This is a genomic window from Apibacter sp. B3706, from assembly GCF_011082725.1.
In the GTDB taxonomy this organism is placed as follows: Bacteria; Bacteroidota; Bacteroidia; order Flavobacteriales; family Weeksellaceae; genus Apibacter.
In genome coordinates this window covers 2180957-2207328 of the sequence record NZ_CP049715.1, presented here as the reverse complement: position 1 = coordinate 2207328, position 26372 = coordinate 2180957, and the positions used below count along the sequence as shown (strand labels likewise).

Annotated in this window: 20 protein-coding genes, 5 tRNA genes and 3 rRNA genes; 11 read left to right on the top strand and 17 right to left on the bottom strand. The window is 33.8% G+C overall.

From position 1 onward, the window contains the following. Positions 1 to 101: 101 nt before the first annotated feature. From rrf to G8C41_RS09620, 6 genes are all read right to left on the bottom strand, one after another. A 5S ribosomal RNA gene (gene rrf / locus G8C41_RS09645) occupies positions 102 to 209 on the bottom strand. 72 nt (positions 210 to 281) lie between these two features. Beyond that, positions 282 to 3104, bottom strand: a 23S ribosomal RNA gene (locus G8C41_RS09640). Between the two features lie 121 nt (positions 3105 to 3225). Continuing rightward, a tRNA-Ala gene (locus G8C41_RS09635) sits at positions 3226 to 3299 on the bottom strand. A gap of 13 nt (positions 3300 to 3312) precedes the next feature. Next, positions 3313 to 3386, bottom strand: a tRNA-Ile gene (locus tag G8C41_RS09630). A 203-nt stretch (positions 3387 to 3589) separates the two neighbouring features. After that, positions 3590 to 5110: ribosomal RNA gene (locus G8C41_RS09625) — 16S ribosomal RNA — on the bottom strand. The 16S, 23S and 5S rRNA genes sit together here with 2 tRNA genes alongside, the layout of an rRNA operon. Before the next feature lie 531 nt (positions 5111 to 5641). Next, complete coding sequence (locus tag G8C41_RS09620; RefSeq protein ID WP_166007523.1) at positions 5642 to 6973, bottom strand: hydroxymethylglutaryl-CoA reductase, degradative; 1332 nt, start codon at positions 6971 to 6973, stop codon at positions 5642 to 5644. A gap of 300 nt (positions 6974 to 7273) precedes the next feature. Here G8C41_RS09620 and G8C41_RS09615 point away from each other — a divergent pair, with 300 nt between their 5' ends. Next, positions 7274 to 9445, top strand: coding sequence for a helix-turn-helix domain-containing protein (locus G8C41_RS09615; RefSeq protein WP_166007521.1), 2172 nt, complete (start codon positions 7274 to 7276; stop codon positions 9443 to 9445). A 27-nt stretch (positions 9446 to 9472) separates the two neighbouring features. On the opposite strand, the gene G8C41_RS09610 is transcribed toward G8C41_RS09615, so the two are convergent. From G8C41_RS09610 to G8C41_RS09585, 6 genes are all read right to left on the bottom strand, one after another. After that, on the bottom strand, positions 9473 to 10171 hold the full coding sequence (locus G8C41_RS09610) for an OmpA family protein (protein WP_166007519.1): 699 nt from the start codon (positions 10169 to 10171) through the stop codon (positions 9473 to 9475). Positions 10172 to 10597: 426 nt separating this feature from the next. Further along, positions 10598 to 11365, bottom strand: coding sequence for a DUF5131 family protein (locus G8C41_RS09605; protein ID WP_166007517.1), 768 nt, complete (start codon positions 11363 to 11365; stop codon positions 10598 to 10600). After that, positions 11362 to 12462, bottom strand: a complete 1101-nt coding sequence (gene tcmP, locus G8C41_RS09600; RefSeq protein WP_166007515.1) for a three-Cys-motif partner protein TcmP — start codon at positions 12460 to 12462, stop codon at positions 11362 to 11364. The genes G8C41_RS09605 and tcmP overlap by 4 nt, the downstream gene beginning before the upstream one ends. A 409-nt stretch (positions 12463 to 12871) precedes the next feature. Beyond that, positions 12872 to 12945: transfer RNA gene (locus tag G8C41_RS09595), tRNA-Arg, on the bottom strand. Between the two features lie 18 nt (positions 12946 to 12963). After that, a tRNA-Pro gene (locus tag G8C41_RS09590) sits at positions 12964 to 13036 on the bottom strand. Positions 13037 to 13057: 21 nt separating this feature from the next. Beyond that, positions 13058 to 13142 (bottom strand) — tRNA-Ser (locus tag G8C41_RS09585). A 135-nt stretch (positions 13143 to 13277) separates the two neighbouring features. Here G8C41_RS09585 and G8C41_RS09580 point away from each other — a divergent pair. The 3 genes from G8C41_RS09580 to G8C41_RS09570 all read left to right on the top strand — a co-directional run bounded on the left by G8C41_RS09580 (position 13278) and on the right by G8C41_RS09570 (position 15825). After that, positions 13278 to 14201 (top strand): N-acetylmuramoyl-L-alanine amidase, encoded by a 924-nt coding sequence (locus G8C41_RS09580; RefSeq protein WP_160567807.1) that lies wholly within the window; start codon positions 13278 to 13280, stop codon positions 14199 to 14201. Positions 14202 to 14230: 29 nt separating this feature from the next. Further along, positions 14231 to 15121: a GTPase Era gene (era, locus tag G8C41_RS09575; protein ID WP_105296571.1), complete on the top strand. Its 891-nt coding sequence runs from the start codon at positions 14231 to 14233 to the stop codon at positions 15119 to 15121. Between the two features lie 131 nt (positions 15122 to 15252). Continuing rightward, a complete protein-coding gene (locus tag G8C41_RS09570) occupies positions 15253 to 15825 on the top strand; it encodes a DUF2892 domain-containing protein (protein ID WP_166007513.1) in 573 nt (190 codons plus the stop codon). A gap of 152 nt (positions 15826 to 15977) precedes the next feature. Here G8C41_RS09570 and rho read toward each other — a convergent pair whose 3' ends face one another. Further along, positions 15978 to 17651, bottom strand: coding sequence for a transcription termination factor Rho (gene rho / locus G8C41_RS09565; protein WP_166007511.1), 1674 nt, complete (start codon positions 17649 to 17651; stop codon positions 15978 to 15980). Between the two features lie 195 nt (positions 17652 to 17846). On the opposite strand from rho, the gene G8C41_RS09560 reads away from it, so the two are divergent. Further along, complete coding sequence (locus tag G8C41_RS09560) at positions 17847 to 18230, top strand: DUF4293 family protein (RefSeq protein WP_160594144.1); 384 nt, start codon at positions 17847 to 17849, stop codon at positions 18228 to 18230. Positions 18231 to 18271: 41 nt separating this feature from the next. Here G8C41_RS09560 and G8C41_RS09555 read toward each other — a convergent pair whose 3' ends face one another. The 4 genes from G8C41_RS09555 to G8C41_RS09540 all read right to left on the bottom strand — a co-directional run bounded on the left by G8C41_RS09555 (position 18272) and on the right by G8C41_RS09540 (position 21628). Next, entirely contained in the window at positions 18272 to 19060 is a 789-nt protein-coding gene (locus G8C41_RS09555; protein WP_166007509.1) for a hypothetical protein, read from the bottom strand. A 12-nt stretch (positions 19061 to 19072) separates the two neighbouring features. Next, entirely contained in the window at positions 19073 to 19639 is a 567-nt protein-coding gene (gene ruvC / locus G8C41_RS09550; RefSeq protein WP_166007735.1) for a crossover junction endodeoxyribonuclease RuvC, read from the bottom strand. 17 nt (positions 19640 to 19656) lie between these two features. Further along, positions 19657 to 21015 carry an orotidine-5'-phosphate decarboxylase gene (pyrF, locus tag G8C41_RS09545; protein ID WP_160567814.1) on the bottom strand — a complete coding sequence of 453 codons (1359 nt, stop codon included), beginning with the start codon at positions 21013 to 21015 and terminating at the stop codon, positions 19657 to 19659. A gap of 121 nt (positions 21016 to 21136) precedes the next feature. Continuing rightward, on the bottom strand, positions 21137 to 21628 hold the full coding sequence (locus G8C41_RS09540) for a hypothetical protein (protein WP_160542855.1): 492 nt from the start codon (positions 21626 to 21628) through the stop codon (positions 21137 to 21139). Between the two features lie 121 nt (positions 21629 to 21749). On the opposite strand from G8C41_RS09540, the gene recJ reads away from it, so the two are divergent. The 6 genes from recJ (at position 21750) to G8C41_RS09510 (ending at position 26309) form a co-directional block, all read left to right on the top strand. After that, the gene (gene recJ / locus G8C41_RS09535) at positions 21750 to 23462 is read left to right on the top strand and encodes a single-stranded-DNA-specific exonuclease RecJ (protein WP_160567816.1); all 1713 of its coding nucleotides are present in this window, start codon (positions 21750 to 21752) and stop codon (positions 23460 to 23462) included. 9 nt (positions 23463 to 23471) lie between these two features. After that, complete coding sequence (gene nadD, locus G8C41_RS09530) at positions 23472 to 24047, top strand: nicotinate (nicotinamide) nucleotide adenylyltransferase (RefSeq protein WP_166007507.1); 576 nt, start codon at positions 23472 to 23474, stop codon at positions 24045 to 24047. A gap of 50 nt (positions 24048 to 24097) precedes the next feature. After that, on the top strand, positions 24098 to 24727 hold the full coding sequence (locus tag G8C41_RS09525) for a 7-carboxy-7-deazaguanine synthase QueE (RefSeq protein WP_160542858.1): 630 nt from the start codon (positions 24098 to 24100) through the stop codon (positions 24725 to 24727). A 368-nt stretch (positions 24728 to 25095) separates the two neighbouring features. After that, complete coding sequence (locus G8C41_RS09520; protein ID WP_160542859.1) at positions 25096 to 25734, top strand: peroxiredoxin; 639 nt, start codon at positions 25096 to 25098, stop codon at positions 25732 to 25734. A gap of 22 nt (positions 25735 to 25756) precedes the next feature. Continuing rightward, on the top strand, positions 25757 to 26071 hold the full coding sequence (locus tag G8C41_RS09515) for a thioredoxin family protein (RefSeq protein ID WP_105296559.1): 315 nt from the start codon (positions 25757 to 25759) through the stop codon (positions 26069 to 26071). Continuing rightward, a complete protein-coding gene (locus G8C41_RS09510) occupies positions 26052 to 26309 on the top strand; it encodes a DUF6952 family protein (protein ID WP_160542860.1) in 258 nt (85 codons plus the stop codon). Before G8C41_RS09515 ends, G8C41_RS09510 begins: the two co-directional genes overlap by 20 nt. Positions 26310 to 26372: the final 63 nt, after the last annotated feature.

Here is a 26372-nt window from a genome sequence, read left to right as displayed (position 1 = left end):
AGTTAGATGATAAAGTACAAGAAAAAAATAACCAAAAACCACTCCACTCCAAAACAAAAAAAGCCTTGTATATTACCTATACAAAGCTTTCTTTTTTAAAAAACCGGCGGCTACCTACTCTCCCGCGTTTGCAGTACCATCAGCGCAAGTAGGCTTAACTTCTGTGTTCGAAATGGGAACAGGTGAGCCCTACCGCTATAACCACCCTAAATATCTTAATGGGATTTTATATAAATTTTTAAACGCTTACGGCCAATTCTATTAACTTTTATTTTTTATTTTGGACGAAATCTCCGGGTAATTAGTACTACTCGGCTATGACATCACTGCCTTTACACCTGTAGCCTATCAACGTGGTATTCTCCCACGACCCTATATCGAATTCTTATCTTGTGGCGAGTTTCGCACTTATATGCTTTCAGTGCTTATCTCTTCCAAACTTAGCTACTCAGCGGTGAACCTGGCGGCACAACTGATACACCAGAGGTTTGTTCAACTCGGTCCTCTCGTACTAGAGTCAACTCCACGCAAAATTCTACGCCCGCAATAGATAGAGACCGAACTGTCTCACGACGTTCTGAACCCAGCTCGCGTGCCACTTTAATGGGCGAACAGCCCAACCCTTGGGACCTTCTCCAGCCCCAGGATGTGACGAGCCGACATCGAGGTGCCGAACCTCCCCGTCGATGTGAGCTCTTGGGGGAGACTAGCCTGTTATCCCCGGAGTACCTTTTATCCTATGAGCGATGGCCCTTCCATGCGGAACCACCGGATCACTATGTCCTGCTTTCGCACCTGCTCGACTTGTCGGTCTTGCAGTCAAGCACCCTTATGCCATTACACTCTGCGCACGGTTGCCAAGCGTGCTGAGGGTACCTTTGAAAGCCTCCGTTACTCTTTTGGAGGCGACCACCCCAGTCAAACTACCCACCACGCAATGTCCTTCTGTTCAGAAGTTAGGCTCCAGATAAATAAAGGGTGGTATTTCAACGTCAACTCCTCGACTCCTGGCGAAGCCGATTCTTAGTTTCCCACCTATCCTACACATCATTTACCCGAAGTCAATACGAAGCTATAGTAAAGGTTCACAGGGTCTTTTCGTCCCATTGCGGGTAATCGGCATCTTCACCGATACTACAATTTCACCGAGCTCATGGTTGAGACAGTGCCCAGATCGTTACACCATTCGTGCAGGTCGGAACTTACCCGACAAGGAATTTCGCTACCTTAGGACCGTTATAGTTACGGCCGCCGTTTACTGGGGCTTCAGTCAAAGGCTTCGCTTACGCTAACCTCCTTCCTTAACCTTCCAGCACCGGGCAGGTGTCAGACCCTATACGTCATCTTGCGATTTTGCAGAGTCCTGTGTTTTTGATAAACAGTCGCCTGGGCCTTTTCACTGCGGCTCCCTTTTTATGGGGAGCGACCTTTCTCCCGAAGTTACAGGTCTATTTTGCCTAGTTCCTTAACCATGATTCACTCGAGCGCCTTAGGATACTCTCCTCATCCACCTGTGTCGGTTTTGGTACGGGCGCTGTAAACTTGCCTTAGAAGTTTTTCTTGAGAGCTCTTACCTACACTATCCATTCCACCGTAGCTTCCTGGTACTTTCACTTTCGGCATCGGCAACGCATTTTACTATTGCTGATTTACCTACATGCTTTAACGTACTATTCCGTCAGTACGCGGTAGTGTCATTACTCTGTCACTCCATCGAATTTACAGCCGGTATCGGAATATTAACCGATTTCCCATCGATTGCTCCTCTCGGATTCACCTTAGGTCCCGACTTACCCTCAGCTGATTAGCATAGCTGAGGAAACCTTGGATTTTCGGCGTGAAGGTTTCTCACCTTCATTATCGTTACTTATGCCTACATTTTCTTTTCTATACGCTCCACAATAAGTCACCTTACTGATTCTGCGCATATAGAATGCTCCCCTACCGAAATTTTCATTTCGCATAGCTTCGGTAGTATACTTATGCCCGAGTATTATCCATGCCAAACCGCTCGACTAGTGAGCTGTTACGCACTCTTTAAATGAATGGCTGCTTCCAAGCCAACATCCTAGCTGTCTGGGCAGTCTGACCTCGTTTGTTCAACTTAGTATACATTTCGGGACCTTAGCTGTTGCTCTGGGTTCTTTCCCTCTCGGACATGGACCTTAGCACCCATGCCCTCACTGCTAAGAAACATATAATAGCATTCGGAGTTTGTCAGGATTTGGTAGGCGGTGAAACCCCCGCATCCAATCAGTAGCTCTACCTCTAGTATACTCTTTCTTAACGCTGCACCTAAATGCATTTCGGGGAGTACGAGCTATCTCCCAGTTTGATTAGCCTTTCACCCCTATCCACAGGTCATCCGAAGACTTTTCAACGTCAACCGGTTCGGTCCTCCACTTTGTGTTACCAAAGCTTCAACCTGCCCATGGATAGATCACAAGGTTTCGCGTCTAATCCCACTAACTCAACGCCCTATTCAGACTCGCTTTCGCTGCGGCTCCGTAGCTGAACTACTTAACCTCGCTAGTGAAATTAACTCGTAGGCTCATTATGCAAAAGGCACGCCGTCACATCTTACGATGCTCCGACCGCTTGTAGGCGTATGGTTTCAGGGTCTCTTTCATCTTTCTTTTCGAAATACTTTTCACCTTTCCCTCACGGTACTTGTTCGCTATCGGTCTTCAAGGAGTATTTAGCCTTGGAGGATGGTCCCCCCATGTTCAGACAGGATTTCACGTGTCCCGCCCTACTCTTTTTCATAAATAACCAGATTTCACTTACAGGACTTTCACCTTCTTCGGTTGTTCTTTCCAAAACATTCTGCTATCTAATTACATACTTTTGGGCTCTTCCGATTTCGCTCGCCACTACTCTCGGAATCTCGGTTGATTTCTTTTCCTCTTCCTACTTAGATGTTTCAGTTCGGAAGGTTTGCCTTCCCTTGCGGGAATACTATACTCTTGTATAGTGGGTTGCCCCATTCAGATATCTGCGGATCTATTCGTGTGTGCCAATCCCCGCAGCTTTTCGCAGCTTACCACGTCTTTCTTCGCCTCTTGAAGCCTAGGCATCCGCCATACGCCCTTAACGATTTCTTTTCCTTAGCCAATTATATTGGCCGCTCGGTTTATTTTTTTATATAAAATCCCAATAATGTCAATGATCCGTATATAACACTGGTTCTTTTTACTACTTCTTTCTTTCGTTTTTCGAACCTTGTGGAGAATAAGGGAGTCGAACCCTTGACCTCCTGCGTGCAAGGCAGGCGCTCTAGCCAGCTGAGCTAATTCCCCTTGTTTCCCTTTGTAGTCTCAGGCAGACTCGAACTGCCGACCTCTACATTATCAGTGTAGCGCTCTAACCGGCTGAGCTATGAGACTGATTGATTTTTATTTTCCTCGTTGCTCCTTTTACTCTTCTTCTATTGTCTTACCTTTTCCTTACAGGGGCTTTTCAGGGGTGTTATATATCTTGTGTTTTTTTAACTTTTTACTTACTCTTTTATTTGTTTAAGTAGGAAACACCTGGAAGTTGTCAGCTTCTTTTGGGGGTTGTTATTCCTTGTTTTGACTTTTTGCTCTAAAAAAGAGATGTTCCAGCCGCACCTTCCGGTACGGCTACCTTGTTACGACTTAGCCCCAGTCACTAGTTTTACCCTAGGCAGCTCCTTTTACGGTCACCGACTTCAGGTACCCCCAGCTTCCATGGCTTGACGGGCGGTGTGTACAAGGCCCGGGAACGTATTCACCGCAGCATGGCTGATCTGCGATTACTAGCGATTCCAGCTTCATAGAGTCGAGTTGCAGACTCCAATCCGAACTGAGACCGGCTTTTGAGATTCGCATCTGGTTGCCCAGTAGCTGCCCTCTGTACCGGCCATTGTAGCACGTGTGTGGCCCAGGGCGTAAGGGCCGTGATGATTTGACGTCATCCCCACCTTCCTCGCGGTTTGCACCGGCAGTCTCATTAGAGTTCCCGACTTTAATCGCTGGCAACTAATGATAAGGGTTGCGCTCGTTATAGGACTTAACCTGACACCTCACGGCACGAGCTGACGACAACCATGCAGCACCTTGAAAATTGTCCGTAGAAATACTTATTTCTAAGTACGTCAATTCCCATTTAAGCCCTGGTAAGGTTCCTCGCGTATCATCGAATTAAACCACATGCTCCACCGCTTGTGCGGGCCCCCGTCAATTCCTTTGAGTTTCAACCTTGCGGTCGTACTCCCCAGGTGGGATACTTATTACTTTCGCTTAGTCACTGAGGGCTAACCCCCAACAACGAGTATCCATCGTTTACGGCGTGGACTACCAGGGTATCTAATCCTGTTCGCTCCCCACGCTTTCGTCCATCAGCGTCAATCGGTATTTAGTAACCTGCCTTCGCAATCGGGGTTCTGTGTAATATCTATGCATTTCACCGCTACACTACACATTCCAGCTACTTCAATACTATTCAAGATTAACAGTATCAACGGCAGTTCTACAGTTAAGCTGCAGGTTTTCACCGCTGACTTATCAACCCGCCTACGGACCCTTTAAACCCAATAAATCCGGATAACGCTCGCATCCTCCGTATTACCGCGGCTGCTGGCACGGAGTTAGCCGATGCTTATTCGTATGGTACCTTCAGAACATTACACGTAATGTGGTTTATTCCCATACAAAAGAAGTTTAAAACCCATAGGGCTGTCGTCCTTCACGCGGGATGGCTGGATCAGGCTCTCACCCATTGTCCAATATTCCTCACTGCTGCCTCCCGTAGGAGTCTGGTCCGTATCTCAGTTCCAGTGTGGGGGTTCACCCTCTCAGGCCCCCTAAGGATCATCGTCTTGGTAAGCCGTTACCTTACCAACTAACTAATCCTACGCATGCCTATCTATATCCGATAAATCTTTTAATATCTGCCAATGCTGGCTGATATGTTATCCGGTATTAATCCGGGTTTCCCCGGGCTATCCCAGTGATACAGGTAAGTTGCATACGCGTTACGCACCCGTACGCCGGTCTCTCTTGAAGCAAGCTCCAAAATACCCCTCGGCTTGCATGTGTTAGGCCTCCCGCTAGCGTTCATCCTGAGCCAGGATCAAACTCTCCATTGTAATTTCTTTGTTATTATCAATTTCAAGGCTTTTTCCCTAACTCAAAAGAATCTCTTTTCTTCCAGGTTGTGTTTTGCTACTTTTTATCTTTCGTAAGCTTTGTTTAAAAAACTTTTTATTTCAACGATCTTTTGCGCTACTCAGGTCCCTCTCATCTTCTGTTTTTCTCTTTCGTTGTTCCTGACTTGCGGGTGCAAAGATAGCTACTTTTTCTTTCCCCGCAAGTTTTTTTGTAATCTTTTTTTAATCTTTTTTACCTACCAAACCATAATATGCTGCATATCACCTATTTAACCTCCAAAAAAAATTTTTAATTTTTTTTCTATTTATTCCTGCTCCTCTCCTGATCATTCGTATTGGACCTTATGGGCTCGTTCTTTTTCTTTTCTATTTTATAAACTTTATAGGTTGTATTCTCTAATTGATAGTTTTGAATTCCTTTCCTCTAATGTTTTTATTCAAGTACTTTTTTATATATAGTAGACAGTACACTTTACTATTAATATTTTTTAATGTATCTTTTATTTAACATTATTGTTCTTTACGGAGTTTTTCCAGTTCTGCAGCCACTAAATGATGTGATATTGTTTTTTCTTTAAATATATTGAGTATCTCCTTCTTTTCTTTTTCCGTTGCTCCTAATTGATTTATTATATTGGTAAGATGCATTTTCATATGTCCTTTTTGAATTCCTGTTGTAATTAATGATCGTATTGCAGCAAAATTTTGAGCCAGTCCAGCAACTGCTACAATTTGCATAAGTTTTTCTGCTGAGGGATTATTTAATATTTGTAAGGATGCTATCACTAATGGATGAAGCTTCGTTAAGCCTCCAACTATTCCTAAGGATATAGGCAGATCAAGCCAAAAACGAAATTGATCGTTTTTAATTTCACAATGAGTTAAACTGGTGTATTTTCCTTTATGTGAGGCAAAGGTATGTGCACATGCCTCAACTGCTCTAAAATCATTTCCTGTGGCTATTACTACAGAATCAACTCCATTCATAATTCCTTTATTGTGAGTAGCTGCTCTATAAGGTTCTACTTCTGCTATTTCAACTGCTTGTTTAAACTTCCAGGCAAATTCCTCCGGAGGCATTCCGCTGTCGTCCTTTAAGTCTTTTATTTTACAGCTTACTTCCGCTCTCGCCATACAATCGGGTGTATAATTGGAAAGTATAGACATAATAATCTGCAAGCTGTTCTTTTCTTCTTTATTAAATATATTGGATTTTTGAAATTCTGTTTTAAATGTTTTTGAAAATTGTTCGAGGCATGAATTTATAAAGTTTGCTCCCATACTATCTTGTGTATTAAAAGAACCTTTTATCTGATAGTAGTTTTCAAGCTCTTTCGATTTATCTATTAACTCTATATTCATAATTCCTCCTCCTCTCATTTGCATATTCTTAGTAAGATCCTTCGATTGTTTAATGAGTTCTTCTTTTAAATGGGTGTTAAACCATTGTAATAATTTACTCCCTTCTCCTTTATATATGAAGTGTATATGTCCTAATTTAGTGTTTCCTAAAAGTTTCGTTTTAAAACCTCCTTTATCTAGCCAAAATTTAGCCGATTTGGAAGCAGCCGCTACTACTGAGCTTTCTTCTATAGCCATGGGCAAGGCATATATTTCATCATTTATTAAAAAATTGGGAGCTATACCATAGGGAAGGTAAAAATTGCTTATAGTGTTTTCTGTAAATTCGTCATGTAGTTTTTGCAAATCAGCGTTATGATTCCAATACTGTTCTAATATATTTTTTAAATCTCCTGAACCTCCTCCGTATTGTTGGTTTAGCCAGTTAATTTTTTGTTCTTTGTTTAGTTTTGAAAACCCTTCAATAATTTTACTTTTCATCTTATTACTTGATTAAGTCTTTAACAAAAGTAAAATATATAATTATATATCGTAATTATTTACATTTATTGTTCATGACATTTTGTTTTTAAATACTATAGTTTAGTAACATTCTTAGATGAACAATCTTTTATATATAGTATAAGTAATCAAATTATATTTTTTTGAATATTTTTTTATACATTTTACTCTTTTTAAATTATTTTTTAATTTTAGAATTAAAATCCTCTATTTTGTTTACTTTTTTATATTTATTTTTTTAATCTTTTAGTATATATTTGTATTAAAACCTAAAAGTAAATGGAAAACCCATCCACTGCAATCAATATTGAACAGAAATTAGCTTTTGATTTAGCCAACTATACTAACAAAAACATTTTTATAACCGGAAAGGCGGGTACGGGTAAAACCACTTTTTTAAAGGAATTGAAAAATTCTACTAGAAAAAACACTATTATCGTTGCTCCCACGGGAGTAGCAGCTATTAATGCGGGAGGGGTTACTATACATTCTTTATTCGGGTTTCCTCTTACAAGTTTTATTCCTGTTAATGACGGATGGATTGATCGGAATATTGCTATCACTAAATTAGAACTTCATCAACATTTTAGGTATAATAAGGATAAGAGAAAACTATTTTCGGAGGTTGAATTATTAATTATCGATGAAGTTTCCATGTTACGTGCGGATATTCTTGATGCTATTAACTGGTCTTTGCAATACACAAGAAATAATGCTGCTCCTTTTGGAGGTGTACAAATACTTATGATTGGAGACATGTATCAATTACCTCCTGTAATAAAAGAAGAACAATGGAATCTTTTAAAGAATTATTATAAAAGCCTTTTTTTCTTTGATGCATTAGTTTTGCAAAATAATCCTCCGGTATGTATTGAATTCAAAAAAGTATACAGGCAAGATGATCCTGTTTTTATAAATTTATTGAATGCTATTCGATACCAGGATTTTGATTCTATTGATTTTGAATTACTTCATGAAAAATATGATCCTGATTTTATTCCGAAGGAATCAGGTTATATAACTTTGACAACTCATAATTCTATTGCTACTTCCATTAATGAGAATGAATTAAGAAAACTCAATAAACCTATTAAGTTTTTTGAGGCTATTGTAGATGGTGTATTTCCTGAAACCTCATATCCCACTGATATGGAATTGGTATTAAAAGAGGGCACTCAAATCATGTTCATTCGAAATGACAGCTCCGGCAACAGAAGGTATTTCAACGGAAAAATCGGTATTATTGAAAAAATTGAGGATTTTGAAATTTATGTTCGATTTGAAAATCAAAAAGAATCCTTTTTATTGGAACATGAAGTTTGGAAAAATATAAAATATACTGTTGATCCTGAAACGGGCAAGATTACGGAAGAAGTTTTGGGATCATTTTCTCAATTTCCCATTCGACTTGCTTGGGCTGTAACCATCCATAAAAGTCAAGGGCTAACTTTTGATAAAGTAATTGTTGATGCAGGAAAATCTTTTGCTTCCGGCCAGGTTTATGTTGCCTTAAGCAGGTGCCGAACTTTGGAAGGAATTATTTTAAAATCTATTATAAGAAATCATAATATTATTCAAGATTCTAAGATAAATGAATTTCAAAATCAAATGTGGAATGTGCATGAGTTAGAAAATACTCTTAATGAAGAGAAGTATAATTTTGGACTTGAAACTCTTTTTAAATCTTTATCGGTTCTCTCTTTAACTCATAGGATTCAGGATTGGCGCAAAATGACTATTGAAAAATCTATTCCTGAAAAACAACAGGTTTTGGATTTAATTACTTCTATTGATGAGTGCTTACATTCTCTTTTGTTAATCAATCAAAAATTTCAACGAAATATTCTTTCTCGTTTTAATTCATCAACTATTACCAATAAGGAGGAAATATGGCGAACTATCGAAATGAGAGCTAAAGACGCTGTTGAATATTTTGCTGATGAGCTTTTTCTTAGAGTTTGGAAACCTTTGCAAACTCATTATCTTGATTATAAAAATAAATCAAGAATTTCTCAATATTTAAAATTCATTTGTGAATTTGAAAATGATATCAAAATTAAAACAAAATATATACTTTCCACGAATCTTATTGATCAACGAATTACATATAAAGAATATGTTTTTACTTCTGATTCCGAAACTTTTTCAAAAGCCAATAAAAAAGAAGACACGGTTGATTTAACTTTACAGCTTTTGCAAGAAGGAAAAAATCTTACAGAGGTAGCCAAAGTTAGAAATTTGACGGTTTCTACCATTAGCAATCATGTAGCTAAATTGATTTCTAAAAATAAAGTATCTGCATATGATTTCATCTCTGAGGAAAAGTATGTTTTGATTGAAAAAAAATTAGCTGAGTTAAATACTAAAGAATTAAAACTTATTAAGGAATCATTGGGAGATGACGTTTCTTACGACGAAATTAAATTTGTACGAAGCGACTTAGGGATATAAATAAACAATACTGTGAGTAATTGAATTCTATTTTTCAAGTACGCGTATATCTACTCTTCTGTTTTGTGCCCTACATTCAGGTGTATCATTAGCTTCACAAACCGGATGCTGTAATCCATATCCTTCAGATGATATTCTTTCTTTTTGTACTCCTGATTTGATTAATTCTTCTTGAACGATTTTTGCTCTATCTTCTGAAACTTTTTTATTAGTTTCTTCTGATCCGGTAGTATCAGTATATCCTCCAATTTTAACTTTAGCTTTAGGAAATGCTTTTAAAATTTGTGCTAAATTTTTTATTTGTTTTCCTGATTCTGTAGTTAAAGTGGTTTTACCTGTATCAAAATATACTCGATCTAATGTAATCCAGCCTTTGGTTTTGTCTTCACTTATATTTAGAGTTGAATCTTTTAGATAATTAAACAATTTAGCCTCGGTTGAATTGTTTCCTATTTCGAAAATTTCTTCTCCGTTCGGAAGTTTTATGGTAAATATATCCCCGGTTTCATATATAAAATTTCCTGTTGCAGGATCTAAAGTACCTTGAATGACTGTACCAATTTTATCCACTTCAACCGATTGTTCTTTTTCTAATTTTTCTTTTTCTGCCTGTTGTTTTATTAGTTCTTCTTTTTTATCTCTATCACATTCACAACTTGTTATAGTACAAACAATTGTTAAAGCTCCTAAAAAGTTTACCAGGGATTTATATAAATTTTTATTCATATTAATTATTTAATGTAAAAAAATTAACTCAAAGTATTCTTTATTAAGAAGGTAAATTTACATTCATATTTTAATTAAGATAATCTAAGAAATGATTTTTTTGTTCAAGTTATTCTTAACTATTTTAGGCTACATATACTATTTAATTTAGCTTAAATTTAAGTAATTTGTTACTCTCAAATACATTTATAAAAAATACGATAAAGTATAGATGAATTTTTAAATTTTAAAAACTAAATTTGTTGTAAATTACATTGCATGTTTGAACAGATCTTTAATAATAGAGATAATATATTTCGTAAGTCTAATACTTATGGGGAATACATTCTGATTTCCAGTAATTAACCATAAATTACTCTTATTTCATTAAAAAAATTATTTTACCTTAAAAGTTTTAATCTTTAATATCAGAAATTCTGATAAATATTATATTAATTTATTTTTTAGTATATCAAAATCTTTAATTTCATATTCAGGCTCTTCATTCCACTCTTTTCCTAGTAAAATTCTACCATTAGCTTTTTTACTTCTTCTTATTCCATCTTCCCCCCAAGTACCCCATTGTTTAAAAAAGAAAGCAACATTTTGATTATCACATTGATTCTGAATATCTATAGCCCACATAGGCTTCATGGGTCTAGCTTTTACCCCACTTTCTCCTCCAACAATAACCCAATGAATTCCAGTCAAATCTAAATCTCCCATCGCCCCAATCAATGGTTCTATTGATAAAAATCTAATTTTTGCATCAATTTTTCTTAGAACATCTATTCTATGTTTAGTCTTAGCGTATTCAACTGTAACTCCAAGCCAAACATTATCAGGGACTTTTTTATCCTTAAAATATTCCTCTAATCTCTTTTCTCTTTTAGTTAGAATCTGATATTGATGTTGAGGCGTTTCGTCAATTACTTTAAAAACTTTATCCAAAAATTCTATGGTCATTTTTTCATGAAATAAATCACTCATAGAATTTACAAAAAATTTAGTGGGCTTTTTTATATTTTTGGGTACTTCCAGCCTTTCAGGCATTAATGTAAATTTAAAACCATCTTCATAACCTGGTGTTCCCATAGCTTGTAACCTTTTTGCCATTACTTCAGCATAGCAGAATTTACAACCTGCTGTTATTTTATTACATCCCGTTGAAGGATTCCAAGTGGCATCTGTCCATTCTATTTTTGACCGCTTCACTTTATTTTTTTTTTGATTTCTATCGGTTTATTAATTAATTTATGTATTTTTTCTCTAACAGTCTTAACTGGTTCAATTTTATTTTCTTTTACTAGTTTTCTTAATATTTCATTACAATGTTTAGGCAGACAGCCAAATTCTAAAGTTTTTAAATATATTCTATGTAATGATTTTTCTTTATTAACAAAAATTTCTTTTTTTATTTCTTTTTCTAATAATCCTAATTTTTTTATTGTATTATCTTCCTCAAACATTGAAAATTGTCCATCTATTATTTTTTCTTCGTCTATATTAAAATTAGCATCTCCAGTATTAGGATTAATCTTCCATGCGACCTTTAAAAATTTTTCAATGCCATATGAATGGTTAGAACCAAAAATTAATCCATAAATATTTTTTCCTTTTTTTATTGAAAAAGGAGCTAACATATAATCTGTGTCAATTAAAGATTTATAATATTCAAAAACTACCTTATGACAATGGAAAGGTTTAGATTTTTCAAATTCCTTCTTTGTAATTTTAATGTAATTTTGAAATTCATTTTGACCACTAAACCTATTAATAAATGATGATGAAATAAAAAATATAAAATCAGTTCTTTTAAAGCTTACTAATTTTTTAAATATATCTTCAGTAATTTCCTTAATCCCAAACTGGTCTAAAAACATTAATCTAGGCAATTCTTTATTTTTAATCATTTTTGGATATAATTCTAAAAATAAATCCTTAAACGATTTATTAAATATTCTAACCTTTATTTTTTCTTTATCATATTTAAAGTTACTAACATTTTTCTCTAAAATGTTATATCTTTTCTTTTTCATATCATTTAGAATAACATTTATTTTGACAGATGTTTTAAGTACATTATCAGATCGATTCAATACATCTAAAATTATTAAAGGGCTCCCATAGTTATTATCACAATCCATTCCTTCACCCGAAAAAAAATCATATATAAAAATATTTTTCCAATAATTATTTTTTTCTGACGAAATGAATACAGGTAGCCATTCATTAAAATAATTGCGAAAGATTTCTAATTTTGCCTTAGTTCCATCATCAAAGGTTTCTGAAAAATGATTTTTATTAGACATATTTGATTAATATAAATGAGCGAGTTCAAATATACATATTTTGATTCATTTTTTATCTTGTGCACAAACTCATTTAATCTCCTTTTAGATTTACGTTGGAAAAACTTATAATTTTAGATTTCACTAATCTAAAAAGTTATCCAGTATAAGTTAATCATTTATTTTCATGATTATTTTTTTCTTAAAAAATATATCTCTTTTTAAGATAAAAAGCATGCCTATTAATTAATAAACAAAGGAATTGGATTTTGGAGGAAATTAAAACAATTATTTCTTCTATTTTCTGACTATATAATAATAATTGAAAAGCAAAAAACAAAAAACAAACTAAAAAAAGAGAGTTTCATTAAGTACTTTGTAGAAAATAAAAAAGACTTTCAAAAAATTGAAAGTCTTTATAACTATATTGTGATCGCGAAAGGATTCGAACCTTTGACCGTCTGCTTAGAAGGCAGATGCTCTATCCAGCTGAGCTACGCGACCCCTTTCTGATTTATCAAGTCGGGGTGACAGGACTCGAACCTGCGACCCTCTGGTCCCAAACCAGATGCGCTACCACCTGCGCTACACCCCGAATATACCTTGTGTGTTAATGCGGAGAGTGTGGGATTCGAACCCACGCGACAGTTTCCTGTCGACAGTTTAGCAAACTGCTCCGTTAACCACTCCGGCAACTCTCCAAATTTAGTCCGAATTCCAACTAATTTGGAGTGCAAAAGTAAGTGTAAGATTTTACTTATGCAAGTATTTTTTTAAAATTTTTGACTTATAATTATTTTACTGTTTTTTAACTTTGTTATTATATAATAAAATAAATGATACAAATAATAAAATTCAACATTTTGTGTTGTACACTCTTCTTCTTAGTAAGCTGTGGATCACAAAAAAAGATTATCGTTGATAGCAAGGTTATTAGAGATACTGTATATATAACCCATGCTAATCCTAAATATCACATCATAACCGAAGCCAACCTTCCGGAATATGTTATTTCTCAAAAAAATTTCCCTTCCGTTGCATTTAATGAAAGAATTAAATTTTTGGTTTTGCACTATACAGTTTCAGATTATCCAACCTCTGTTAAGATATTGGCTAAAAAAGGGCAAGTAAGCGCTCATTATTTAATCACAGACCAGCCGAACGATACCATTGATATCTTAGTTAGTGAGGACAAAAGAGCCTGGCATGCGGGAGTGAGCTCATGGAATGGAACAGAGAATTTAAATGATACCTCCATAGGTATTGAAATAGTAAATAAAGGATACACTAAAATAAAAGATTCATTAATATTTACTTATTTTCCAAAATATCAGATTAAGAAAGTTGCGACTTTATCCAAAAACATTATTAATCGTTACGAGATTGACCCTGTGAATGTTGTGGGGCACAGCGATATAGCCCCGTTAAGAAAACAAGATCCCGGGCCTATGTTTCCTTGGAAAGAGTTATATACTCAGTATGGAATTGGAGCTTGGTATGAGGAGTATGACAAAGAGTATTATTTGACTCAATATATTCCGGATACCTACCCTTACAGTTCTCCGTTGGAATTTCAGAAAGCACTTAAAAAATACGGTTATAAAATAGATTTAACCGGAGAATGGGACAAAAATACATTTCTAACTATCCGTGCATTTCAATGGCATTTCAGACCTGAAAAAGCTGATGGCAATGTAGATGCTGAAACTTGGGCTATTTTACAAGCCTTGAATAAAAAATATCGTTCCAATACTAAATAACTTTATAATTTTATCAAAAAATTAATTTCATGTCACACCACTCAGGATTTGTCAGCATTGTAGGTAAACCCAATGTAGGAAAATCCACTTTGATAAATCAATTAATAGGAGAAAAGCTATCCATCGTAACTCCAAAAGTACAAACTACCCGTCATCGAGTATATGGAATTTGGAACGATGAAAATACACAAATTATATTTTCCGATACCCCCGGAATCATACAAAATCCTGCTTATGAGTTGCAGGAAAAAATGAATGATTTTGTAAAAGAGTCTTTTGAAGATGCTGATTTGATTTTATTTATCACAGAATTTGGCGAAGAAAAAAATCCTTCAGAATTTTTAGTTAAAAAATTAAATTCGGTAAAAATACCTGTTATTGTATTACTAAATAAAGTTGATAAAGCTAAAGATGCTTCAACTATATCAGAAAGCGTTGCATTTTGGCATAACCAATTACCAAATGCAGAAATTCTTCCTATATCTGCCTTACATTCTCTCAATACCGAATTAATTCTTCCAAAAATTAAAAGTTTATTGCCGGAAATGCCTCCTTATTATGATAAAGAACAATTTACCACCTTATCGGAACGTTTTTTTGTGAACGAGACTGTTCGGGAAAAAATATTGCTTAATTATCAAAAAGAGATTCCTTATTCTGTAGAAGTCGTTACCGAAAGCTTTAAAGAAGAAGATCATATTATCCGTATTGAATCGACTATTTATGTAGAAAGAAACACACAAAAAGGCATTCTTATCGGTCATAAAGGACAAAAAATTCAAAAAGTAGGGACGGAAGCTCGGCTAGACTTAGAAAAATTTTTTAATAAAAAGATTTTCCTCAACCTTTATGTCAAAGTAAAAAAAGATTGGAGATCCAATGATCGGGATTTAAAAAATTTCGGATATACAAATAAATAAGATTAAATAACTGGTTGACAGGTTAACTTATTTTTTTGTGCTATTTTCATTAAAAGTACTTTTCACATTTTTATTAATCCTTATTTTTTCAACACTTATTGTTACCTTTGTCGAAATTTGAAGACTTTACCATGAATAAATATATAAAACTTGTTATTGCAGCCCTCATAATCGGATTGGGCATTTATCTGATGTTTAATCGTCAAATAGGATTAGGAATTCTATTGGTTATTCTTTCTGCCCTGCCTATTTTATTATTTTTCAGAAACGAATATATTTTATTAGCTTTTTGGAAACTGAGAAAACAAGATCTTGTAGGTGCTCGTTCCTGGTTGGACAAAATTACTAATGTGAAAAGTCAATTAGTAAGAAAACAATACGGATATTATAACTATCTTATGGGGATTACTGAGGCTCAAGGCAATGCTGCTAAGGCCGAATCGTATATGAAAACAGCTTTGGATTACGGTTTAAGCTTTAAACACGATCGCGCATTGGCTACACTAAATTTGGCGGCAGGAGCTATGATGAGAGGTAATAAAAATGAGGCAGAACGTTTTTTAACTGAAGCTAAAAAATTAGATACTTCCAACATGCTGGGAGATCAAATTAAAATGATGAAAGAACAAATGAAAAGAGTAAATGTTTCGAGAAGCAATATGATCAACCCTCAAATGAGAAGTCGTTCCAAATTCATGAAATAATTAATTTTAGCTTATATTTGTATCACACATTTCATTTAAAAAAACTTTTTCAAATTTCAAATATAAATATCCTAGTTTTAGATTTTTATCAATAAAAAAGGCTGTTAAATTAACAGCCTTTTTATCTATACTATATATTTTTATTAGCTATTTTATTGATTCATCGTTAATAAGAATTCTTCATTGGAAAGAGATCGGTCTAATCTCATTTTTAAGAACTCCATAGCTTCCAATGGATTCATATCTGCCAAATGATTCCTTAATATCCACATTCTTTGTTGAGAAACCGGGTCTAATAATAAATCGTCACGACGTGTTGAAGACGAAACCAAATCAATAGCCGGATAAATACGTTTATTGGCAATTTTTCGATCCAGTTGAAGCTCCATATTACCGGTACCTTTAAATTCCTCAAAAATTACTTCATCCATTTTAGATCCGGTATCTATCAATGCCGTTGCAATAATAGTAAGAGAACCTCCTCCTTCAATATTTCTTGCTGCTCCAAAGAAACGTTTAGGTTTATGAAGTGCATTGGCATCTACCCCTCCGGAAAGTACTTTACCGGATGCCGGAGAAACCGTATTATAAGCACGAGCCAAACGGGTAATGGAATCTAACAATATTACTACATCGTGTCCACATTCCACCATTCTTTGTGCTTTAGACAGAACAATATTGGCAACTTTTACATGTTTTTCGGCTGATTCATCAAAAGTTGAAGCAATTACTTCTCCTTTGACGCTTCTTTGCATGTCGGTTACCTCCTCCGGACGTTCGTCTATCAATAATACAATCATGTAAACTTCCGGATGATTTATGGAAATTACATTGGCAATATCTTTAAGTAAAATTGTTTTACCTGTTTTAGGCTGAGCAACGATCATCCCTCTTTGTCCTTTTCCAATAGGAGAGAATAAATCTACTACACGAGTTGACAAAGTAGCTCCTTTACCTGCTAATTTAAATTTTTCTTCAGGAAATAAGGGAGTTAAATGCTCGAATGATACTCGATCTCTAACAAATAAAGGATCTCTTCCGTTTATTTCGATAATCTTAACTAAAGGGAAAAATTTTTCACCTTCTTTCGGTGGACGAACTTCTCCGGTAACAGTATCTCCGGTCTTAAGTCCGAAAAGCTTAATTTGGGAAGGAGAAACATATACATCATCGGGAGATGAAAGGTAATTAAAGTCAGAAGAACGTAAAAAACCATATCCGTCCTGAGTGATCTCTAAAACTCCTTCTGTTTTTATAATACCCTCAAATTCATAATCGGAGGAACGATATTTATTACCATTGGTATGCGGTCTGTTAGCATATTCCTTAATATTGTTTTTCTTCGGGCTTTGATAATTGGTTTTAGGCTCTTCATCAAAAAGCTTTTTATCATCCTTAGAAACTGTAGTTTTTTGAAAATGAGTGCTGTCTGCACTTTTTCTTAATATAACTTGCGGCTTTCTGTAAACCGGGATATCAATTTTAAAATCTTCATCATTTTCCGAAACTTCTTTTTGAACGTCATCATCTATTAGTGAGTCATCATCTTGGGAACTTTTATTTTCAACCACTTCTTCTTTAGAAAATAAAGTATCTCTCTGCTGTTGTTTAGCAGGTATTCTTTTTCTTTGTCTTTTTTCCGTTATTATAGGCTCTTCATCGGTTGATTTTTCCGACTCATTATGGTGTGTTTGTTTGTTTTGATGAGCTAAAATTAATTCAATTAATTCTGATTTTTTTAATCCTGAACTTTTAATTTTTAATTCATTAGCAATAGACTGCAAATCAGCCACTTTCATTGCTTTAAGCTTTTGTTCCTCAAACATAAGTTATGTTTAGTATGATTTTAAAATTACTCGAAAATTACGTAAAATATTGATTTTGATTATTTTATAAAAGAATAAAGTGGTAACTTTATGAAAAATAATGCACTAATCTTTAGTAGATTATTCAGCAATATTACAAAATATTTTATTAAAACGCTAATTTTTTATACATTTGCTGTTCAAAAAAGCGAAATTTTGATCCAAAGAATTCAAAGTATTTATCTATCATTAGCCGGTATACTAGGATTTGCTGTCGGTTATATAACCGATTTCATTCCTAATGATTTAACAGATATGTTCCTTTTGTTCCTCATCGGATTGTTAGCTTTTATTTCCCTATTCTGCTTTAAAAGCAGAAATGTTCAAAGAAAAATTAATTATATAAATATAATTATAAACGTATTGTTGATCGGTTTTATGGTTTATGATTTGCTAAATTCATCTGGAGGAAGTACTATACTTCCTGAGAAAGGTGTTGAGCTACTCGTCCCGGTCCTGCTGATTATTCTGCTTGCCATGGCAAATAAGTACATCAATAAGGATGAAAAGCTCATAAAATCTGTAGACAGATTCCGTTAAAACTCATAACAACTTTTAATGAGTGCAAGAGTCGTTTTATTTTATAAAACGACTCTTATTTTTTGCAACCATATAATAATTATGGGTAATGCAGAACAAGCTTCCATCCAAAAACGGGTGTAAAAAAATTGATGTGTTTTTCCCATAAATACTACCATACCCATACTGATTATACACACCACTTCCCATGCTGTCACATAGATTAAATCGCCTTGCTTATAAAAAGTCAAAGCAAAAACTAGTGCAGATAGAAATAAACATATACAAGCAATACCTTTGCTTTTTCGTATTCCTAAATAGTTGGGTATTGTACAAATAACATCTTTTTTCATGTCGCAAATATCAAAAGGCAGAGTTATACCTATGATAAAAAAATACAGAATTAAAAATTCTGCAAACGTATTACGATTACCCGAATTTCCTATATATAGAATCGCATAGGCCCATGCAAATGATATAATAAAAATTTTTAATAAAGGAATGTTTCTAAATGGAATCTTTATAAAATCCGAATTATACATGATTACAATACTTCCAATAAATGCAATATGAAAAAATTGTAGTAAATCTTTTTCCTTACATACTATAAAAGCCACAAGTATTAAACTGATGATTGAAATATGAAAAGAAAGTTTTTTTAAGATATTTCGCGACCAAGTATTTTGAAAGCAAATAAAATTATAAGCAGCTAAGGCAGAAAAAAAAATTATTGCAATTCTGTTGTAATTTACGGAGTGATTTAAACTTCCAAAAAATAGACATAATAATGAAATCATGAAAGAAACCCACAATTGAGTTTTAATTAAAAACCTTTCAATCGATTTTTTCATTTCACGACCTTATCAACTGCCCACTCTTTTTGGATTATTTTTCACAAAGGAATCCCACCCCGAATATGATTTTGAAGTATTTGCGGATGAGGAAACTCTACTGTTTAAAAAGTGGCACACTGCCAGAGCCAGTCCATCGGAAGCATCCAAATATCGAGTAGGAAAATCTTTTAAATTCAATAAAGTTTTTAACATTCCTGCAACTTGTTCTTTGGATGCATTACCGTTTCCTGTTATTGACATTTTAACTTTTTTAGGAAAATATTCTGTAATAGGAATTTCTCTTAGTAAGCCGGCAGCCATAGCAACACCTTGTGCTCTGCCTAATTTTAACATAGACTGCACATTTTTAGCGTAAAAGGGTTCTTCAATTGCCAATTCATCCGGATGATAGGTATCAATCAGCGATAAGGTTTTATCAAATATTTTTTTAAGCTTTAATGCATGAGATTCAACCTTTTTAAGAATTAGCTCATCAATGCACAACAGCTTCATTTTATTACCCACTACACTAATAATCCCAAATCCCATAACATTCGTTCCGGGATCGATTCCTATTATTATTCTTTCCGTCAAAATGTTTTAATAATGTAATATTAACAATTCTTTAAATATGCTTTCCAGCCTTCTTCTTTATATTTCTTGGCAGCTTCTTCCGGATTCTTAGCTCCGTAAATGCCTCTGCCGACAATAATAAAATCTGTATGATAGTCGGAGAATACTTTTTCAGGGGTATTGAATTGCTGTCCTTTGGAATCTCCTGATTCAGTTAAATTCACCCCCGGAGTGAATAACAATAAAGCAGAAGGTAGTTTGGATTGGGCAACACATCCTATTACATTGGAAACTTTACTTGAAATTTCGATCGCTTTCGACTTATAGTTTTCATCTGTTAAAGTTCCTTTTGACGACATTTCTGCAATAGTTACTACTCCGGTTTTTTCACCAAATACTTGTAAGCTTTCTTCTCCGGCTATAACATGAGAAGTTATTAAATCTGCCCATTCTGAGATTTTATAAATTCCTCCGGTAAACTGCATATGTTGTGTATTACCAATATCTCCAAATTTTCTGTCCTCGAATAATAAAAAGTTTTTAGCTGCTGCAATCTCTTTCAATTCGTGTATAAAATTTTCAGTAAAGTCTGAAATTATATCTGAATGCAATTTAACAGCCACAATGGAATCTCCTATTTGATGCGCTAATTTTAAAATTTCTGCAGATTTATGGGTATCTAAGGAAGCAATTAAGTTGGTTTTTTTTGATAATGCAATTTCGATCAGCTTCTTAGAAACCGAATGATTCTGTAATTCTAATTTTTCCTCATAGGTTAATCGAGGAGCACTTAATTGTACCGTTGGTTTTTCTTTAAGAAAGTCTTTGATTTTAACAACCTGTGATTGATTTAAAAATTCATGATTGTACAGAATATCAATTACATTTTCAATACTGAATAAAGTGTGAACATGATATCCTTTGCTTTCCAATAATTCTTTACCCCCTTGTTGCCTATCTAATACTACAACAATATCTTTTACTTTTAGTCCTTCTTTTTCTACCTCTTCTATCGTTTCAAGCAAACTTTTCCCACTTGTTATTACATCTTCCACGAGTACGCAACGTTGTCCTTCTTTAAAGATCCCTTCCAACATTTTTTTCGTCCCGTAATTTTTACTCTCTTTTCTTTTTATAATTAATGGCACTTTAGATTCTAAAGACATCGCCGTAGCCATAGGTAAAGCCGCATAGGGAACACCGCAAATAAGTTCGTGCCTACAATCTTTTAGCATAGCCAATAAAAGTTGTGACAATTCGCTTAGTAATTCCGGACTGGAGGCTAATGGTCGTAAATCAACGTAAAAAGGAGAAAGAATCCCACTTTTTAAAGTGAATTCACCAAATTTTATTATTCCCAGTTCATAAGATTTGAGTAAAAATTTTTCTTTGTTAATCATCTTTCTTTTGATTTAAGCAAAGGTAATAAATTAATAAATTTAAGTGTTTGTAAAAAACTAAGAGAAATTAAATTCCTTAACTATTTAACACTTTGGTAACAATAATAAAATTTATCCATATTTATCTTTTATTTGATGATGAATCCTTTAACTCAAACCCTCTTTTGTTGGCAAATGATTTTTGGGCTTCTACAATTTTACCGTCAATTTCATTTAATTTAACTTCATTTACATCCATGTCTTCTAATGCTTTTTCAAATTGATCTTTTGTTAATTTTTCTTTTGAAGTAAATCCTTTTATCGATGTAATCATATTATGGATATACTCTTCACATAAGTTTTTTAAATCTTCCCCATCTTTGGGTACTTCATAGCCGTTAATTTTGTTAATCAATTTTTCCAATTCTTCAGAAGCAACTTTTCCTTTTTTGGTGACGGAAACAAAGTCACCGGTATCAGGGTGCTGTTCAACCATAGCATAAAAGGTGGTATATTCCCTGTCTGCTCTATTTAAATTTTCCATTAAATTGTCATTAAATTTTCCGGGTCCCGGATTACAAGAGTATAAGCTAAACAGCCATACATAAAAGAATAAAATTCTTAATTTTTCCATTATATTTTATTTTTAATCAAATATATAAAAACATTCAATCTTTTTTTAGCCAATCTTCTATAATTATAAAAGATAAAATCAAAGTACTCATATTTACTAAAATTATATACATTTGTAAACTATGCGAAATCGTTGGTTAATTTTACCTCAACCTGATCCAAATAAAGCCCAAAAACTAGCTGAAGAACTGGGATTCCCTGTGGAAATTACCAGCCTTCTTTTAAAACGAGGTGTTTCTACATTTGATGAAACTAAAACTTTTTTTAAACCTTCGCTTGATCAACTTCATGACCCTTTTCTTCTAAAGGACATGAACATTGCTGTAGAAAGAATCGAAAAGGCCATAAATACTAATGAAAAAATACTTATTTATGGAGATTACGATGTGGATGGTACTACTTCTGTGGCAATGATGTATCTTTTTCTTAATTCTTTTTATAAGCATATCGATTATTATATACCGGATAGATATGAAGAAGGATATGGCATCTCCTATCAGGGCATCGATTTTGCCGCTGCTAATGGTTTTTCTTTAATAATTGCATTAGATTGCGGAATTAAAGAAAAAGATAAGATTTCTTATGCAAAAGATAAAAACATTGATTTTATCGTATGCGATCATCATTTGCCGGATGAAGTTCTTCCGGAAGCGGTTGCTATTTTAGATCCGCAAAGATCAGATTGCAAGTATCCCTATAAATTTTTAAGCGGATGTGGAGTTGGCTTTAAGCTTATTCAAGCTTTATCCTCTCAAAAACAAATTCCACAGGAAGATATATTTCCCTACTTAGACTTAGTAGCTATCAGTATCGCTGCCGATATTGTACCGATAACCGGTGAAAATCGAATTTTAGCTGCATTTGGTTTGAAACAATTGTTGGAAAAACCCAGAGTAGGTTTAAAGGTTTTTTTACCCAAAGAAACTCGTGAAGCTTTTTCAATTAATAATATTGTATTTGGAATAGCTCCTAAAATAAATGCTGCAGGAAGAATCAGCCATGCAAGCAATGCTGTAAAGCTACTTATTACAACTAATGACATTGAAGCTCGAAAGATCTATACTCAAATTAATGAGCTTAATAACGAACGTCGAGAGCTTGATGCCAATATCACTTCCGAAGCCATTCAAGAAATTATAAAAACAGGTCAAACCAGTACTTATTCCACCATTGTTTTTAATCGCAAATGGCACAAAGGGGTCATTGGAATTGTAGCTTCCCGATTAATTGAAGAATATTACAGGCCTACTTTAGTCTTTACAGAAGGAAAAAATAAAGACCTGGTTGCTTCTGCTCGAAGTGTTACCGGTTTTGATATTTATAAAACTCTGGAAAAAACCTCTGAGTATTTGGAACAATTTGGAGGTCATATGTATGCTGCAGGGCTCTCGATAAAAAAAGAGAATTTTTTACCCTTTAAAGAAAAATTTGAATCTGTTGTTAAAGAAACGATTAAGGAAAGTCAAAGAACGCCAACTATTGAAATAGACGAAGAAATATCTCTATCCGTAATAAATAAACGTTTTTTCAAACTTATCAGTTATTTTGCTCCATTTGGTCCGGCTAATTTGCGTCCTGTATTTTTAGCCAAAAATGTACATTTTGGAGGCGATTATACGCTTATGGGTAAGGATCGTTCCCATTTAAAAATTATTGTTTTCCAAGATTCCATTAAAAATTCATTTGAAGCTATCGCCTTTAAAATGGGTCATCTTTTGCCTAAATTTGAAAAATATCCTTTTGATATGGTTTTCACTTTATATGAAAATTATTGGCAAGGCAAAACTTTTTATCAACTTCAAATTAAAGATGTTAAATTTTATGAGGATTTGTAACTTTGTTGAATGAAAGTTGGTTTATTTTTCGGATCATTTAATCCTATTCATATAGGACATTTAATCATTGCAAATTATATCATTGAAAATTCAAACCTTACCCAAATCTGGTTTGTTGTAACTCCGCAAAACCCTTTCAAAAATAAATCTACTCTGTTAAAAGATCATCACAGATTGGAAATGGTAAACCTTGCCATTGAAAAATACCCTCATTTCAGATCTTCTTCAGTTGAATTTACTTTACCCAAACCTTCCTATACCATTGATACGTTGGTTGTACTTAAAGAAAAATATCCATCCTATGATTTTGTTTTACTAATGGGAGAAGATAATTTGAATTCATTTCATAAATGGAAAAATTATGATCAAATTTTAAAATATCATTCATTATTTGTTTATCCTCGAATTAACAGTATTCAGAAGGAACAAACTATGGACCATCCACATATTCATAAAATTTCCGCTCCTATCATTGAAATTTCTTCTACCTTAATACGCTCCATGATTAAAGAACATAAAAATGTTCGTCCCATGCTTCCTCCGGAAGTCTACCATTATATTGATGGCAGCAATCTTTATAAATAATTACTTTTTTGTAATTTTGCAAGTTGTTTTTGCTAAAAAATTATAAGTAAATGGAAGATAGTATAACTATGGATTTAGAATCCGGTCTATCATTACCTATTATGGAGCATTTTTACACCATTCAAGGGGAAGGTAGATATACCGGTACGGCTGCATACTTTATAAGAATAGGCGGTTGTGATGTAGGATGTCATTGGTGTGATGTAAAAGAAAGTTGGAATCCTTCTATTCATCCGGTTAGCTCTGTAGATAAAATTGCCGAAACAGCTGCTTCCCAATCGAAAACCATTGTTTTAACCGGAGGGGAACCTTTAATGTGGAATTTAGAGCCCTTAACGTCCAGACTAAAAAATTTAGGTTGCCGAATACATATCGAAACTTCGGGAGCTTATCCTCTATCGGGACATATTGATTGGATCTGTTTGTCTCCTAAAAAAACAGCCCTTCCTCTCGAAAGTGTGTATGCAAAAGCAAACGAATTAAAAGTAATTGTTTATAATAATCATGACTTTATTTTTGCGGAAGAACAGGCTTCTAAAGTAAATGATAATGCCATTTTATATTTACAACCTGAGTGGAGTAATAGGAATAAAGTTACTCCAAAAATCATTGATTATGTGATGAAAAACCCTAAATGGCAAGTTTCTTTACAAACTCATAAATATTTAAACATTCCTTAATAACAGCAATTGATAAAGTCTAATCCTATTTCCTTTCCCCCTTCTGCCTTCATTTTTTAGTTTTTATGCCTTTAATCTTTATTAGAATTAGCAGAATCATGTCTTTATAACCGATTACTATCAGATTTTAATATCTTTTAATTAATTCATCCTTTTGTGTTTATATCATTTAATAGGATAAATTAATTTTTTTTACTATCTTATTAAAAAATCCGGGAAGTTATCGTGAAATTTTTTTATGTATATAGTTTTTTTTTATTCTTCAATAAAAAAGAATTATGCTTACACAACGTAAGGTTCTTGTTTTATTGACTAATTTTGAAATGTAAAAAATGAAATAATATTTTGATAAACAAAACAATAAAATTATGTCAATAGTAGGTAAAAAATTTCCAAACATTTCAATAGATGCCATGGATCACATGGGGGATGATTTAAAGATCAATATTTTTGAGGAGGCAACTAAAAAAAATAAAAAGGTTTTATTATTTTGGTATCCTAAAGATTTTACTTTCGTTTGTCCTACGGAACTTCATGCTTTTCAACAAGCACTACCTGAATTTGAAAAAAGAAATACTATAGTTATAGGAGCTTCATGTGATACTAACGAAGTACACTTTGCCTGGTTAAATACCCCTAAAGATAATGGCGGTATAGAAGGAGTTACTTATCCAATCTTAGCAGATACAACACGTAATCTTTCTAATATTTTAGGAATTTTAGATATTGAATCTTCCGAATATGATGAAGATTATGAAACTGTGATATTGAAAGGATCCAATGTTGCATACAGAGCAACCTTTTTAATTGATGAAGAGGGAAAAGTTTTCCATGAAAGTATTAATGACATGCCATTAGGAAGAAATGTTCAAGAATATTTACGCCTTATAGATGCCTATACTCATGTTCAAAAATTCGGTGAAGTATGTCCGGCTAACTGGGAAGAAGGAAAAGATGCGATGAATGCCAATCGTAAAGGAGTATCGGATTATTTATCTTCTCATTAATCATAATTAAAAAAACAAAAAAATGGTACAAGAATTACAAGAAGATAATTTAAGTGAAATTATCAAAGAATCTCCGATCGTTCTCGTTCAGTATGCTGCTTCATGGTGTGGAAACTGTAAAATTATGAAGCCGAAATTTAAAAAAATTGGCGAAGAAAACAGCACCATACCTTTTTTAATTGTCGATGCGGAAAAATTTCCTGAATCCAGAAAATTAGCAAATGTGACCAACTTACCGACTTTTGCTTCTTTTAAAGATGGAAAGCTGGTTAATCAAATACAAACAAATAAAATAGAACCTTTACAAGAATTAGTAAATGAAGTTACCCATAATTAAACATTTAACTCAATTCATTGAAAATAATGATGAAGATTATATCAATGAAACAATTGAAACCTTAGAGAACTTAACGGAAGCTCCGGGTTTGAAAGATGAAGAATTAGATGTTTTAGGAGAAGTGCTCTCTAATATGTACGGAGCTATTGAAGTTAATAAGCTAATGAGAGAGGGTATGGATGAAAAAAATGCTTTAAATGCATTTATGAAACGTGTCCTCGGGTCAATAGATAAATAGTCTATACTTTTAAATTTAATTTTTAAAAGCCTTGCAAGATTTTTCTTGCGAGGTTTTTTTTAT